We start from the raw sequence: 14,299 nt of genomic DNA on the forward strand, positions 1-14,299 counted from the left end.
TTGTCAAGCCGCAGCAGTGACGGGGAGGTTGCTTTGGTAGCACTGTCCGTCACGGATGAGAGCCCACAGGACGTTCACGCGTCGTCGGGCCAGGGCTAGGACGGCCTGGATGTGCCGCTTGCCTTCGGCGCGCTTGCGTTCGTAGAAACGACGCGACTGGTCGCAGCTGCGGATGCTGATCAGCGCGGAGGTGTAGAAGACGCGTTGCAGCCCGCGGTGATAGCGCCTGGGCCTGTGCAGGTTGCCACTGATGTTGCCCGAGTCTCGGGGGACCGGAGCGACTCCGGCAAGGCTGGCGAGGCGGTCAGCGGTGCCGTAGCGGCTCATGTCGCCGGCGGTGGCGGCGAGGAATTCTGCGCCCAACAGTGGGCCGATGCCGGGCATGCTGGAGATTACTTCGGCGAGTTCGTGGTCGCGAAACCGGGCCGCAATGAGCTTGTCGATCTCGGTGATCTGCTCGTTGAGGCTCATCACCTCCTTGGCCAGGGTATGGATCACCTGCGCCGTGATCTTCTCCCCGGGGACGGCGGTGTGCTGGCGCTCAGCCGCTTCCAGGGCGACCTCGGCCAGGGCTTCGGGACTGCGGGTGTTACGGTTCCGCAGCCAGGTCTCCAGGCGCCTGCGGCCGGTTCGACGCAGAGCGGCCGGCGTCTGATAGCCGGTCAGCAGAATCAGCGGCCCGGCGTTGCCCAGGTCGAGGACTCGCTCCAAGGCCGGGAAGATGCTGGTGAGTTGGCCGCGCAGGCGGTTGATCCGGCGGGTGCGGTCGGCGTTCAGGTCGGCCCGACGGCTGGTGAGGATCCGCAGTTCGATGGCGTGCTCGTCGTCCGGTTTCAGGACGGTCAGGTCTCGGCGCATCCGGGCCTGGTCGGCGATGACGGTGGCGTCCTTCGCGTCGGTCTTGCCTATGCCCCGGTAGCCGGCCGAAGCCCGGTTAACCGCCAGGCCGGGTATATAGACGAGGTGCTGGCCGTGGTTGAGCAAGAGGCTGATCCACAGTGCGGCCATGCCGTCGGCGACGTCGACCGCCCAGACCACGTCCTCGTCGAGGGCCAGCACATCGGCGAGCAGGGCCAGCAGCTCCGGCTCGTCGTTCAAGACCCGTCGCGACAGCAACCGTGCGCCCTCCGCGTTGAGGACCACGCAGTGGTGATGGGTCTTGCCGATGTCTGTACCCGCCCAGATCTGGGCCACCTGTTCCTCCGGTCGTTCGATGACGCTCTGTTCTCCCGGACGACCTCGCCGGCGTGGTCCTACTCAGCGATCCGCTCGAAGGCGTTCGCAGCTCCTAATCAGCGGCCGAGTCGTCGTGAGACACCGGGTGGCCAGGTGGATAGAACCATCGAGGGCAACCGCTTGGAAGCCATACCCGGTGTCTCTGGGTCTCTGGACCTTACGACGGCCCGTCCAACCCACGAACAAGGTAGGACCGCTTGGGCAGGACCACGAAGCCGCGCATGTCGTCGCTGCGCTTGACGATCGCGAGGACCAGCGCGAACGTGACCAGGCAGTACTCGACGAGGGGGCCGGTGTAGCCGCCATCAGCCCAGACCAGCTCCAACTGGTGCTGTGCGTCGGCGACTTGCCGCAGCAGGACCTGCGCGGCGGCGCGATCACCGGTGTCCGCGGCGGTGACCATCACACCCAGTAGCAGGCCGAGCGTGTCGACCACGACATGCCGCTTGCGCCCGTTGACCAGCTTCCCGCCGTCGAAGCCACGGCTGTCCGTACCGACGACGGCGTCCGCCTTGACCGACTGCGAGTCGATCACACCCGCACTCGGCTCCGCATCGCGGCCCAGCTTCTCGCGGACCTTCGACCGGAGCCGGTCGTGGAACTCCCTGACCAGGGTGTGATCGCGCCAGCGGCGGAAAAACGCGTAGACCCGGTCCCATGGCGGGAAGTCCACCGGCATAGCCCGCCACTTGATGCCATTGTCGACGAGGTAGCGGATCGCATCGAGTATCGCCCGGTGGCAGTACACCTCCGGCTGCCCTCCCCGGCCCCGCATCCAGCCCGGCACCGGCAGCAGCGGCTGGATCACGGCCCACTCCGCGTCCGTCATGTCCGAGGGATACCGCCGAACACGTTCCGGGTGATCGGCCGCGTTTCCGAACCGGTGAGCGACACAATCACACGACGGTGCAGCCGAGTTGAACTCCACCGGCTCCAGCACGTACAACTGCGACAACAGGGTCTCCTGGATCTCGGTTGGCTTCGCAACCCCGAGCTACCAAGAGGCCCTGCTTTCATGCCCGCAGCCGGCGGCAACCACCCGATCGAGACTCCCGTTCGACGAACACCCCTCAAGATCGGAACGACAACAGCCACTTAGGTCAACGGTGTCGCATATCACCTTGGCCTGATTCCAACTAGCCGGTGAGGCGCGGCGCTTGGGCCAGTGACCGCTAATGGTCGATGCTCTTAACTAAGGCAAAACTCACCCCGAGCGACAGTCCGCGCTCACGGAACTGGGCACCGAATGGGCACAGGGCCGTAGGCCCGGTGGTTACGCCAGTCCCTTGTTGACAGCAGCGAACAGCTTCTTCCATGCGCTCTGCTCATCGGGCGTCAGGTGGGTGTGTCAATTTAACGGCTGATCTTGGTTGTTGAGTGGTCAGTTTTGCTCGGCGTCAGGCGGCCCTCGAAGGCGATCTGGAACGCGTTCAGGATGCCTTCCAGCGCATGGTCCACCTCTTGCGGCCCTTCCCCGTCGGGTCCAGGCTCATCAGCGCCATGTAGACGCGCTTGAGTGCCCCGGCCTCGGACTCTGCTCCGGCTACGTCGGACGAGCAGTTGATCGCGATGCTGGTCGACCGGGCCCCGAACGAGGGCCTGCAAGCTGACGGGCGAGGGCGGGCTGTCGCAGCAGCTGACGAAGCGGGTGTTGGAGTCCGCCCTGGAGGGCGAGATCACCGACCACGTCGGCTACGAGAAGCACAATCCGGCCGGGAAGAACAACGGCAACAGCCGCAACGGCACCCGCGCCAAGACGGTGCTGACCGGCCGGCTTTCCAGGCCGACGATCTGCTGGTCGCCGCCCAGCTCGCCATCCCCTGATGTCCCACGCCGAGGCCCATCATCTTCTCAGTGCGTTGTGGCAAAGGGAGTCCCGGCGGCTCACCTCAGCCAATGAGCCGGCGCGACCGGACACTCACCGCCCGGCGCCCACGAGTCCAGCAACGCGGGCGAACTCCTCTTCCAACCGGTCCGTTCCGAGCCGGGCGAACTCTTCCTCCAAGTCCACGGGCGTGACACCGTACAGCGCGACGACCGTTCGCGCCGCCACCGTCCAGGGGGCGCGCTCCGTGCCGTACTCCACGCTCTCCAGTTCCTTACCGGGGTGCGGGGTGAGCGTGTCCGGGTCGTAGACGAGGGCACTGTCACGTTGTTGGGTGTGTGGAGATCTGGCGGCGTGTCAGGGTGTGGTGTTGCTGGGTTCCGGGCCTTTGGTCAGACCGTGGTGGGTCGGCCGGCAGCGTCGGTGATCTGGTCCCAGATGGCGAAGCGGATGGTCATCTCGGCTCGGTGGTCGGGGGCGGTCATCAGGTGGCGGTGGGGTCGGAAGTGGGGTGAGATGCCGCTGAACGCGGACAGGAACCGCTGTGCTCCACCGATGCTGCGGAAGCCCTTCATCGCGCGTTCGCGCTGCCGGGTGGGCTGGTGGGAGTTCTCGGCCCGGTTGTTCAGTCCCTTGTGTGAGCGGTGCTCGACGGAGGGTATGACCTCGCGGTGGGCGGCGCCGTAGGAGCGGAGCTTGTCGGTGACGACCACCCGCGGCATCGTGCCGGTCTTCTTCATCAGGCGGCGGAAGAAGCGCCTGGCGGCGGCCTTGTCCCGCCGGTTCTGCACGAGGATGTCGAGCACGTTGCCGTCCTGGTCGACGGCCCGCCACAGGTACTTGTGCTCCCCGTTGATCTTGATGAAGACCTCGTCCAGGTGCCACTTGTCGCCGGGCCGTGGCCGACGGCGGCGCAGTCCGTTCGCGTAGGCCTGGCCGAACTTGGCGCACCAGCGGCGGATGGTCTCGTAGGAGACGATCACGCCGCGCTGGAGCAGCAGCTCCTCGACCTCGCGGAAGCTGAGCGGGAATCGGTGGTACAGCCACACGTAGTGGGATATGACCTCGACCGGGTAACGGTGCCCCCTATACGACGGCGACGCGCTCTCCACGGACGATCCCCCTCCACCACGACCAACCAGAAGATCATCCCACCCAGTCAGTCAACGTGACAGCGCCCGCCCATCTCCTGTTGGCGGCCGCCGCCCCCGGCAGGCCGAGTGACCCGAGGGCCTGGCCCCGGTACACGGAGCTCTACAGCCACGTCGTCGCTACCGAAGCGGTCACATCCGACCAGCCCCGGGTGCGTCAGCTGGTGCGGAACATCGCCGAGTACCTCTACCACTGGGGCGACCACGAACTGTCACTGGAGTTCTCCGAGCAGGCCTGGGAGACGTGGCTTGTCTTCGGTGAGGAGGACCAGCCGACACAGCTCATGGGCCAGTGGCTGGGATTCACGTACTGGGCGGCGGGCAGGTTTGACGACGCGTCGAACCTGGCAACCCGCCTCAGGGAGATCAGCGGGCTCCCGGCCCACGACACCCGCGAGACCGCGCTCGGAGTACTCCAGCTGGAGGCCGCCGTTCACCGTGCGGAGGGCAACTTCGCGGCCAGCGCCGGCCTGGACATGACCGCTCACGAGCGGGCCCGCACGAGCTTCGGCGAGAACGCCCCCACCACACTCGGCATCGCCGACAACGTCGCAGTGAACCTGCGGCTGGTCGGCGAGTTCCTAGGAGCACTGGAACTCGACCGCCGGACACTGAACATGAAAAGCCGTCTGTTCGACAAGGACGATCCGCAGTACCTGATCACCAAGTGCAATCTCGCTCTCGACACCCGCGAGATGGGCGACTACGCCGGTGCGCGCAGGCTGCACGAGTCGGCCTGCGTCACGTACCTAGACACGCTCGGCCGCGATCACCCTGCCACCATCGAGGCCTTGCGCCAGCTCAGCGAGTCCTGCCGCAAGGCTGGCGACCATGCGCGCTCCCTCGAACTGGCTACCGATGCACACGCCCACTGAGTCATTCCCGGTAAGCGGTGGTTGCTCGCTGTGATCGCGAGGCTGGTGATGTGGCCCGCGGCATCCCCAAGTCCGGGCAGGAGTAAGGCCAGAAAGGCGTGAGTGCCACCGCGGAATCGGTACGGAACAGCGTCCGCCGTCCGGCGTCCGCGCCAATACGACTCCTCCGTCGGGACGGAATGCCCAGGGAGACGGTGGTGCTTCCGGTTCGTCGACGGCTGGCTACCATCTTTCGGAAGCTGGGGGTTAGAACTTGAACGTGACGTCCCGAACGAAGCGGGGGATCGCGGCCGCGGCCGGCATCCTGTTGCTGGGCATCGCGGTGTTCTCCAGTGTTGAGTCGATCCGTGCACTTTCCTTGGAGAAGGACTTCGCGCGCGCCCATGTGTGCCCGACGTTGGCGCCCAACTCGCCGGACTGCGCACGAGTGACCGTCGCGACCGTCGCGCAGACCTATGACGTCGGCGGCCGGGTCCCGGCCCACGCCATGACCTTCGCGCCAGGTGCCGGCACCGCACGGGTGGAACTCGGCAAGGACAGCACGCTTCTGGAGGACGCCTTTCCAGGGGAGACGGTCGACCTGGTGTGGTGGCGCGGATCGGTGGTCGAGGTCGAGGCCGCCGGTCTCAGCGTGCCGACGGAGGACACCCCGTCCATGGACTCCACCCAGAATCTCGGCTTCACGCTCGGCGCCCTCGCCGGTGCGATGTGGTGCCTCATGGGTGCCTTCCTCCGCGCTAATCGGCCCTGGTCACCGCGCGGCACCGTGGCACGACTCGGTGGCGCCCTGGGCGGGGGCGTGCTGCTGGTCTCCGGTTACGTCCTGCTCAACGCCCCGGTGTCATCGGCCTCCGTTATGGAAGTGGTAGGAGCTCTCCTCGCCGTGGTGGGCCTGCTGTGCGTCCGGGCGGCGAAGTCGATGGAGCAGCGCGTTCGGGCGGCCGAGTCCGCGAATAACGGGGGGAAGCGGCGGAGGCGGTGACCCGCGATGAGACAGTGCAGGGGGAAGCGTCGCAGGCTATGACGGCCTCCCTTCCGTTTCCCGCCGGGCGGCGCCGTCCACTGAGCCCTTCCCAGTGACGGATCCTAACGTTGTGTGATGTTCAGATGGTGCGGTCGTACTCGAGTTGGAGCAGGACGAGGGCCGCGGCGGCGATCTGCGTGATTCGGCTGGGGTCCAGGCTGACCCTGCGTAGGGCCTTGAAGGTCGTCTTGAGGAGGGAGTTGGCGCGCTCGCAGATGCCGTGGATGCCGCGGATGACCTTGTTATAGGTCTGCTGGGCCTCGGTCAGCTTGCCGCCTGCCGGCTTCTTGAAGGGGTGGCGGAAGCCGTCGCCGGCGTTCTCGTAGCCGAGGTCGACCAGGGTGGGCATGTCCAGTTCGGCGGCGAGGCGGCCCAGGGTGTCGATCAGGCCATGGTGGCGGGCGCAGGTGGTGTCGTGTTCTCGGCCGGGCCTCACCGGCGAGACCCACAGCGGCCAGCCGTCTGGAGTGGAGATGACCTGCACGTTTCCTCCGTGATGCTTGTGTTTCCCGGACCACCACAAGTCCGCGCCGTTGGGGCCTGGGGCGGCGACGCGGTCGGTGCGGATGACGGTGCCGTCGAGGTTCAGATGCGTCAGCCCGGCCGTCTTTGCGCGCTCCAGCACGGTCGCGAGGTCCGGCGCCCCGGCCGCCAGCACGGTCAGCCCTTCGTGCAGGTACCGGTAGGCGGTGGTGGTCGACAGGCCGTTGTCACAAGCGAGTTGGGCCATCCTGGTGCCGTCGAGGAACCAACGCAAGATGAGTACCGCCTGCTTGAAGCAGCCCAGCGCACGCCGCCCCTTGCGGGTCCTGGCCGCGATCCGGTGGTCGCGCAGCAGTCGGGACAGGTGTTCGGCGGTGGACAGCTTCACATCGAGCACGGCGGTGTAGGTGACACTGGTCGACACGTGAGGCCCCTCAGTCGGATCTTTTCTTGGCAAGATCGTTCCTACCCGGGGCCTTACGCCTGCCCGGACTTGGGGATGCCACGGGCCATAGCGCCAGCCTCGCGATCACAGCGAGCAACCATCGCTTACCGGGAATGACTCACTTCATCCGCCGCTACCAGCAGGACCATCCCCGCATACCGCCCGCCGAGCTGACCCTCGCCCTTGCGCTTCGCCACAACGGTGACCTGGAGGCCGCCCGAACCCGCGGGTCGAAGGCCTGCGAGCGCTACCGGCAGGTCTACAACGGACGGCACCCGCACGTCCTGTCCGCAGACATCGACCTCGCCGTCACACTACGGCTGCTCGACCTGCCCGAGGAAGCGCACCGCCTGGACGAGGCGGCGCTCACCATCCTCAGCGAGAGCCTCGGCGAGAGACATCCCCTCACCCTCGCCTGCGCCATCAACCTCGCCAGCGACGTGGCCGCGCTCGGCCGAGCCGAGGAGGCGCGGCACCGCGGGGAAGCCACGCTGGAGCTGTGCCGGACCATCTTCGGCGAGAACCACCCAACCACGCTGGCGTGCGCGGGGAACCTGGCGATGGATCTCTTGGCCACGGGCACTGAGACGGAGGGGCGTGCCCTGCGCGAGGACACCCTTACGCGCATGGCACGCGTTCTGGACGCGGCGCGTCTCCCAAAGGCCTCGGGCACGCCGCACCCTGCCACCGTCCAGTTCAGGGAAGGCATACGGATTAGCTGCGACATCGACCCACAGCCGCTATAGCCGAGCTGGCGAATGGATGCTGGTCAGGGCGATGCTGAACAGGACGTGAAGACTCCCGCGACCCGGGCCGCCCGCCTCGACCAGCACCGCAGCCAGCCGCGGACGGTCGAGACCGGCCTACCGAGGCGGTCCGCGATCCGCCGATGCCCCAGCCGCCCGCGGCCAGCTCCAGCCCAGCCCAGCCCAGCCCCGACCCAGGGCTTGCGCAAGTTCCCGGGTTCGCCCAACTGGCGTGAGGATGCCGCGGGTTGGGGTGGATGGCAGAGCGGACACGGAATCCGTGATCATTCAGGTGTCTAAGCCGAGTGATCAAGAGGGTTCCCGTGTCCGCTGTCTCATCTTCCCCGATCCCTGCCGTGTTGGCCAAGTTGGGTCCGCTCAACCCGGACGACGTGGCTGACCTGCGGTTCTTCCTGGAGGCGGTGCCCGATCCTCGCTCCCGGCGGGGCCGTTGGTACTCGTTGGCCTCAATCCTGCTGGTCTGCGCGGCCGCCGCGGTCTCAGGAGCCCGGACCATCGACGAGCTCGCCGAGTGGGGCGCCCGTGCCGACGCCGGGCTGCTCGCCGCGCTCGACGTGCGCCGTCACCTGCTGCACTGGCGGCATGCACCGTCCAGATCGGCGATCGGGAGGGTCCTCGAGCGCCTCGACGCCGACGCACTCGATGCGGCCGTCGGAGCCTGGCTGGCTCACCGCCATACCGCCGCAGCCCCGGGCAGACGACGGGTGATCGCTGTGGACGGCAAGGCACTGCGCGGCTCCGCCCGTCTGAGCCGGCCCCGCCGCCACCTGCTGTCCGCCGTCACCCACGGCCGCCCGGTCACCCTCGCCCAGGCCGAGGTCGGGTCCAAGACCAACGAGACACGGCACTTCCAGCCCCTGCTTGCACCGCTCGACCTGGACGCAGACGTGGTCACCTTCGACGCGCTGCACTCCGTGAAGGCCAATGTCGCCTGGCTGGTGGAGACCAAGAAGGCGCATTACGTGGCCGTGATCAAGCCCAATCAGCCCACCGCCTGGGCCCAGCTGGACGGTCTGGACTGGCATGCGGTGGCCATCCAGCACACCGCCTCGAACAAGGGACACGGCCGTCGCGAGTCCCGCTCGGTCAAGACTCTCGCCATCGCCGACAACCTCGGCGGCATCGCCTTCCCCCACGCGAAGCTCGCCCTCCGCGTCCACCGCCGCCGCAAAGCAACCGGCAGGAAGGAGACCCGCGAGACCGTCTACGCGGTCACCAGCCTCGACGCCCACCAGGCGAAACCGGCCGAACTCGCCTCCCACCTGCGCGGACACTGGATCGTGGAAGCCCAGCACCACATCCGCGACCGTACCTTCGCCGAAGACGCCTCCACCGTCCACGCCGGAAACGCACCCCGCGTCATGGCCGCCCTCCGCAACCTCGCAATCGGAGCCCTCAAAGCCCTCGGAGCGACCAACATCGCCAAGACCACTCGCGCCATCCGCGACCAACCCGAACGAGCCCTCCCCATCCTGGGCATCACCTACAAGCCCGACCTCAACGGAACTTGATCAAGCCCTGGCCCCGACCACCTCGACCACATCCGCCCGCCTGACCAGCAACGACGCGGGAAGAAGGATGTGCGTGGCTGAGCAGGACCCGCACCGAGTACGGCGCGGACGCACCCTCCACCGCCCCCGCCGCCCCGCGTAACCGACGCGACCGCCCCCACCCCCACCGGACCAAGACCCCACCGCACTCCGGGCAGGCCAACTCGCCTGCCACCAGAGTCCGTTCGACAACGACAGCGTCCAGCTCTACCGTGACCAAAGCGCCTCCGGGCGCACCCAGACGGCCCTCCCGGCTTCGCGACCAAACGACAACGGGAGGGCCGTTGCCATGTCAGGACGTGTGCCGCCATGGCACAACCAGCCCTCATCGTGTTCATCCTGAGTGGCAATCAACAACCGGGCCGCGACCACCTACATGGGCGTGACAGTGATCCGCCGTCCCGGGCCTCCTCCCTGACATTGATTTAACCGTCCATAGTTGAATCAACTTCCAGCAATATTGATTGAATCACTCCCAGGATACGAGTGGGAGAAACCGCTGCGAAGTGAACGATTGTTAGCGGGAGCTCGCGGGGCACACGTTGGGCATGGCGCCGGGGAACGCGACCCGCACTTCCCTCCGTGCGCCGCCTCCCCGCCGACGCCACCGGCGCGTCCCTGCTGGCCGCCGCACACAGCACCAGCCAGGCAACCACCGCTGCCGACCTCGGCATTCCCGCAGGCACGCTGAGGGACTGACTGCGCACCGCCTGAGTGGCAATCAACATTCAAGATCCCGATTCCGGCACCGACGAGTGGTAGGTGGTAGGGGAAACCCGACGAACCTCACCTCAATGCCACTTATCGCCAAGGCGAGATGCATAATTTCACTCCCCTACTTGTTGTTGCTTTGCGCACCATGGGCAACAGGCGGCGCTAAATTGTCGCCTGGCCAGACTTCCGAACCTCACCTCAATGCCACGTATCGCCAAGGCGAGATGCAGAAATCGCCGCCTGCTTGTTGTTGCTTTGCGCACCATGGGCAACAGGCGCCGCTAAATTGTCGCCTGGCCAGACTTCCGGCCACTCCACTCCGACGAACACCCCTGCGCTCGGAGACACCTTGCTGCCTCCGACGAACATCACCGCTCGGAGCCAGCCACGCTCCGAGGACCCCACAGCTCGGAGACACCCATCAGTCCGAGCCATAAGGTTGGTACCACTCCGTGAAAATCGTGCGACGTGTCGGAGCCACACCACGCTCCGAGAAATCCCTTCCGCTCAAGGGTCGGGACATACGTACAGGCCCTGGAAACCCTCCTCCAGGAGGCGGATCGCCTCACAGCCACAGCTGCGCCTCAGCCAAAAGCGCCAGCCCGGTCGCCAGTCGTCTCGAACTCCGTGTTCAGATCGACGAACTCCGGCCGGCAGGCGGAGAACCACTCGAAGGTGACCTCCAGCTCCTCGATGCCGCGGTCTGTGACCAAAGGGCGCTCCGGAACACGACCAGAGGAGCAATACCCCTTCGCCAGACACGTGATGGAGTGGCACTGCGCCGAGCAGCCACTGTGTCGCCTCGGCGCACAGAGGAGAAGCTCAGGGACGCCCAGCCAGCCCCGGTGCGGATCTGCGACTCGGGGCCGCTGACCCGCCTCAACGGGACCTGCACGGTGCCGGCCGCAGGGCGCATTGGCAGCTGGTCCGCCGGCAAGCAGAAATGGCTCGGCGGCGTCCTGCCGCCTGGCGTCTCCGGCGGACCGGCCATCGATCCCGCAAGCGGTGCGGTCGTCGGCGTACGAATGAGCGGATCCAGATACTCGGCCGGCTCGCCAATCTGCCGCCGACGGTCAGCACCCGGGGGCTCCTTGACATCCTCGAATCCCTCCTCAGCGACCGGACCACGATCCCGCACCAGGCGCCCCGCGGCTGGCGCGACGGACTGGGAGCGCTGTACGAGAGCTCCCGCCAGGACGGCGCACTCGAACTCGTGCAGCGGGGCTGGGAACCAAACCGCTGCGACCGACGGGTCTCCGTGAGTCAGCCCACCCGCGAGGTGGTGCGCGTCGGCGACGGCGAGCGCACCCTGCTGGCCGGCCTGCCCGGTGCTCGCGGCGCCCCTCGCCGAGGCGTTCCGCCAGCGCGACGAACCGGACGGCCCGCCGTCCTCCAGGTCGTGCTGCCCCACCCGCTGCCCGGACTGGACGTCGACGCCTGGCGCTTCGGACCGGAGCGGCCCGCGCCGGGCCATGGAAGCGGTGTACTGCGCCGACCCGTGCAAGACGCCGTATGACGGCTGCGCGCGGAAACCGTCCGGGACGTACCCGAGGCCTACCGGCCCAAGGGCATCGCCCTGCTCTACGACGACCCCACCCGCCCACTGCCCGGAGCCGACGAACTGCTGGAAACACCGTGAACCAGCAGCGGCCCGATTCCCGCCCACCCGCCTTACGACCCCCCGCCCGACCTTCTACGGTCGGAGGCCAGCCAGCCCACCTACCGCAGCCGCGGGAGCAACAAGGAGCCGAGGTGCAAGAAGTGAATCCCAGGACCGACGCGGACTACACCCCCGGTACAGATGCCCCCAGCGAAAGGCTCATCCGCCGGAGAACCGGCGAATCCCACGACCGCATCAGCGCACCGCCGGACACGCCACCCCCACGGCCTTTCAACGGCGGACCGCTGGTCGAGCCCGCCACCGACAGCGCCTTCGCCCAGGAGCTGGGGGCGCACCGGCACATGGTCGAGCTGCGCCGGCCCTGCGCCGAGGAGCTGGAGATCGTCAACACCGCCCTCCACCTCCGCTGCCCGCTGCTGGTCACCGGCAAGCCCGGCACCGGCAAGAGCACTCTCCCGCACGCCATCGCCCACGAACTGGGCCTGGGTCGGGTGCTGCGCTGGCCGGTCACCAGCCGCACCGTCCCGGGCGACGGCCTCTACCACTACGACACCATCGCCCGGCTCCAGAACAGCCAGATCGCTTCCCGCACCAGAGGCGCCCCGGCCGCCGGCCTCGACAGCCACATCCGGCTCGGCCAACCGGGCACCGCAAGGCTGCCCACCGCCAAACTCCCGGTGCTGCTCGGCGAGTTCGACAAGAACGACATCGACCTGCCCAACGACCTGTTCAACATCCCGGAGGAAGGCGAGTCCACCACGAAAGCCCGCCGGCGTGCGGCGGTCGCCCGCCGAACGCCTCCTCACCCCCCGCGCTCCACCATGAACGACCTGCCGCTCCCCCGGTTCCTAGGCCGCACAGGGAGCGGCAGGCCCACCAGGAAGTCCGCCCTACCAGGAGAACTCCCGATGCCCAACCAGAATCCCACCCCAGCCACCCACACGCCCAACACCACCGACGACACGCACGACACCGAGAGCAGGATCGTGTCCTTCCGATGGCCCAGTAAGCCAACCCTCTCAACAGGAGCCTGCTTCACCTACGCCTTCTCCCTCGGCGGCCTGCTCACCACCGGCCGAGTCAGCGACCCGACCCGGGCCTGGCAACTCGTCGTCCTCGCCGTCACCTCCATGACATGCGGCGCGATCCTCGCCCTCACACAACACACCCGCCGCCACTCAACCGACGGCTGAAACCCCGGCCGCACGGCAGGCGGTACCGCCGTACGGCAGCGCCCCCTCCCCCAGCACGGAAGGGGGCATCCCTCTCGGCCGCTGCGCGGGGGCCGTCACGGCCCTCCGCAGCAGCCGGCACGGGGGCCCGCTCGGCGCACCGTGAGGGGATCCGCCGGGACAACTTGGCAGCGACGTGCCGGTGCGCAGCCTCGTACCCGAGGGCGAACCCTATCGATACGACGAACTTGCAGCCGCGATCGGTATGTAACAGGGCACTCCCTAGATTTCTCACAAAGAGTCAGATCACGGCGGAGGCCATCTCTAAGCTGGCTTCTTGGGTGTCAAATGCGGCGTGGAGGTGGGGGCGTGCAGGTGATCCTTCGAGTGGCCGGGGGCCTGGCTGAGGACGAGGCTCGGTCCTTGCACGACTGGTTGCTTCTGGACCGGAATGTTCGCCGTGCCGGACGCATCGAGATGGCTTCGTCATCACCGTCGGCCCCTGGCCAGCAAGGAGCGGCGATTCTCGACCTGGTGTCGCTGGTACTGGGCAACGGAATCAGCGCCGCCTCCCTGGGCGTCTCGATCGCTACATGGCGGACAACCCGACCCCAGCAGCCCACAGTCACCGTCGAGCGGACGAACGGCAGCAAGGTGACGATCACTGGGGCATCGCCTCATGAAGCGCAGCGTCTGCTGGAACAGTTGCTCGGCGAGCAGCAGTAGGGGCGGGTGTGAGCAGGCTTCCCGTGCCCGAGAAGTCCCAGGCCTTGTTTATCGGGGTGGACCGGTTCGAAAGTCTGGAGGACTTGCCAGCGGTGGGGCGGAATCTGTCGACCCTCGTCGACCTCTTCGCCGAGGACGTGTGGGGGCTGGGCGCCTCCCACTGCACGCAGCTGCTGAATCCCACTTCGGTGCGCGAGGTGGATGAGGCGATCTTCCGCACTGCGGAGGCGGCGTCAGACACTCTGCTCTTGTACTACGCCGGGCACGGACTGCTCGATCGCAAGGGCCGCCTGCACCTGGCCTTGCCCGACAGCAACGAGCGTTCCGTGCACTCGACGGCGTTTCCCTACGACTGGGTACGCATGGGGCTGGCAGCCAGCAGGGCCCAGCGGTGCATCGTGATCCTGGACTGCTGCTTCAGCGCCCGCGCCATGGGGCTGCAGTCGTCTCCTTCGAGCCTGGTGGAACTGGCCGAGGCCGAGGGAACATACGTCCTCGCGGCCGCCGCGGAGAACGCCTTCGCCCTGGCCCCGCCAGGCGAGGCCTACACAGCATTCACCGGAGCTCTGGTGGGCGTGCTGAGCGACGGCATAGCCGACGCTCCGGAACTCCTGGATCTGGACACCGTCTTCATGGGGGTGCAGTCCATCCTCAAACGTCAGGGCCGACCGGATCCACAGTGCCTGGGTCGCAACCAGATCGGACGCACC

Annotated in this window: 13 protein-coding genes and 2 pseudogenes; 9 read left to right on the top strand and 6 right to left on the bottom strand. The window is 67.5% G+C overall.

Features of this window, described 5'->3' with window-relative positions; genetic code table 11:
- Positions 1–3: 3 nt before the first annotated feature.
- Both OG819_RS46630 and OG819_RS46635 read right to left on the bottom strand, forming a co-directional pair.
- Complete coding sequence (locus OG819_RS46630) at positions 4–1,194, bottom strand: IS110 family transposase (RefSeq protein ID WP_266637146.1); 1,191 nt, start codon at positions 1,192–1,194, stop codon at positions 4–6.
- 199 nt (positions 1,195–1,393) lie between these two features.
- Complete coding sequence (locus tag OG819_RS46635; RefSeq protein ID WP_266655799.1) at positions 1,394–2,065, bottom strand: IS5 family transposase; 672 nt, start codon at positions 2,063–2,065, stop codon at positions 1,394–1,396.
- Between the two features lie 740 nt (positions 2,066–2,805).
- On the opposite strand from OG819_RS46635, the pseudogene OG819_RS46640 reads away from it, so the two are divergent.
- Positions 2,806–3,004 (top strand): annotated as a pseudogene (locus OG819_RS46640) (transposase); the annotation flags it as partial.
- Between the two features lie 150 nt (positions 3,005–3,154).
- Here the strand turns inward: OG819_RS46640 and OG819_RS46645 are convergent.
- Together OG819_RS46645 and OG819_RS46650 are read right to left on the bottom strand one after the other, a co-directional pair.
- A complete protein-coding gene (locus OG819_RS46645; RefSeq protein WP_266655801.1) occupies positions 3,155–3,322 on the bottom strand; it encodes a hypothetical protein in 168 nt (55 codons plus the stop codon).
- A 131-nt stretch (positions 3,323–3,453) separates the two neighbouring features.
- Positions 3,454–4,173, bottom strand: a complete 720-nt coding sequence (locus tag OG819_RS46650) for an IS6 family transposase (RefSeq protein ID WP_266655803.1) — start codon at positions 4,171–4,173, stop codon at positions 3,454–3,456.
- A 56-nt stretch (positions 4,174–4,229) separates the two neighbouring features.
- Between OG819_RS46650 and OG819_RS46655 the strand changes: the two genes are divergently transcribed.
- Together OG819_RS46655 and OG819_RS46660 are read left to right on the top strand one after the other, a co-directional pair.
- A complete protein-coding gene (locus OG819_RS46655) occupies positions 4,230–5,087 on the top strand; it encodes a tetratricopeptide repeat protein (protein WP_266655805.1) in 858 nt (285 codons plus the stop codon).
- A gap of 259 nt (positions 5,088–5,346) precedes the next feature.
- On the top strand, positions 5,347–6,069 hold the full coding sequence (locus OG819_RS46660; RefSeq protein WP_266637508.1) for a hypothetical protein: 723 nt from the start codon (positions 5,347–5,349) through the stop codon (positions 6,067–6,069).
- 121 nt (positions 6,070–6,190) lie between these two features.
- Here OG819_RS46660 and OG819_RS46665 read toward each other — a convergent pair whose 3' ends face one another.
- Positions 6,191–7,018 carry a transposase family protein gene (locus tag OG819_RS46665; RefSeq protein WP_266637510.1) on the bottom strand — a complete coding sequence of 276 codons (828 nt, stop codon included), beginning with the start codon at positions 7,016–7,018 and terminating at the stop codon, positions 6,191–6,193.
- Positions 7,019–7,152: 134 nt separating this feature from the next.
- On the opposite strand from OG819_RS46665, the gene OG819_RS46670 reads away from it, so the two are divergent.
- Positions 7,153–7,785, top strand: a complete 633-nt coding sequence (locus OG819_RS46670; RefSeq protein WP_266637512.1) for a tetratricopeptide repeat protein — start codon at positions 7,153–7,155, stop codon at positions 7,783–7,785.
- Positions 7,786–8,141: 356 nt separating this feature from the next.
- Entirely contained in the window at positions 8,142–9,317 is a 1,176-nt protein-coding gene (locus OG819_RS46675) for an ISAs1 family transposase (RefSeq protein WP_266569649.1), read from the top strand.
- A 1,337-nt stretch (positions 9,318–10,654) separates the two neighbouring features.
- On the opposite strand, the gene OG819_RS46680 is transcribed toward OG819_RS46675, so the two are convergent.
- Positions 10,655–10,783, bottom strand: a complete 129-nt coding sequence (locus OG819_RS46680; protein ID WP_266637514.1) for a DUF6104 family protein — start codon at positions 10,781–10,783, stop codon at positions 10,655–10,657.
- Between the two features lie 230 nt (positions 10,784–11,013).
- Here OG819_RS46680 and OG819_RS46685 point away from each other — a divergent pair, with 230 nt between their 5' ends.
- The 4 genes and pseudogenes from OG819_RS46685 to OG819_RS46700 form a co-directional block, all read left to right on the top strand.
- On the top strand, positions 11,014–11,586 hold the full coding sequence (locus tag OG819_RS46685; protein ID WP_266637516.1) for a hypothetical protein: 573 nt from the start codon (positions 11,014–11,016) through the stop codon (positions 11,584–11,586).
- A gap of 236 nt (positions 11,587–11,822) precedes the next feature.
- Positions 11,823–12,884, top strand: coding sequence for a hypothetical protein (locus OG819_RS46690; protein WP_266637518.1), 1,062 nt, complete (start codon positions 11,823–11,825; stop codon positions 12,882–12,884).
- Positions 12,885–13,232: 348 nt separating this feature from the next.
- The gene (locus OG819_RS46695) at positions 13,233–13,589 is read left to right on the top strand and encodes a hypothetical protein (RefSeq protein ID WP_266637520.1); all 357 of its coding nucleotides are present in this window, start codon (positions 13,233–13,235) and stop codon (positions 13,587–13,589) included.
- Between the two features lie 23 nt (positions 13,590–13,612).
- Positions 13,613–14,239, top strand: a pseudogene (locus OG819_RS46700) (caspase domain-containing protein); the annotation flags it as partial.
- Between the last annotated feature and the right edge of the window lie 60 nt (positions 14,240–14,299).

The organism is Streptomyces sp. NBC_01549, assembly GCF_026339955.1.
Classification (GTDB): domain Bacteria; phylum Actinomycetota; class Actinomycetes; order Streptomycetales; family Streptomycetaceae; genus Streptomyces.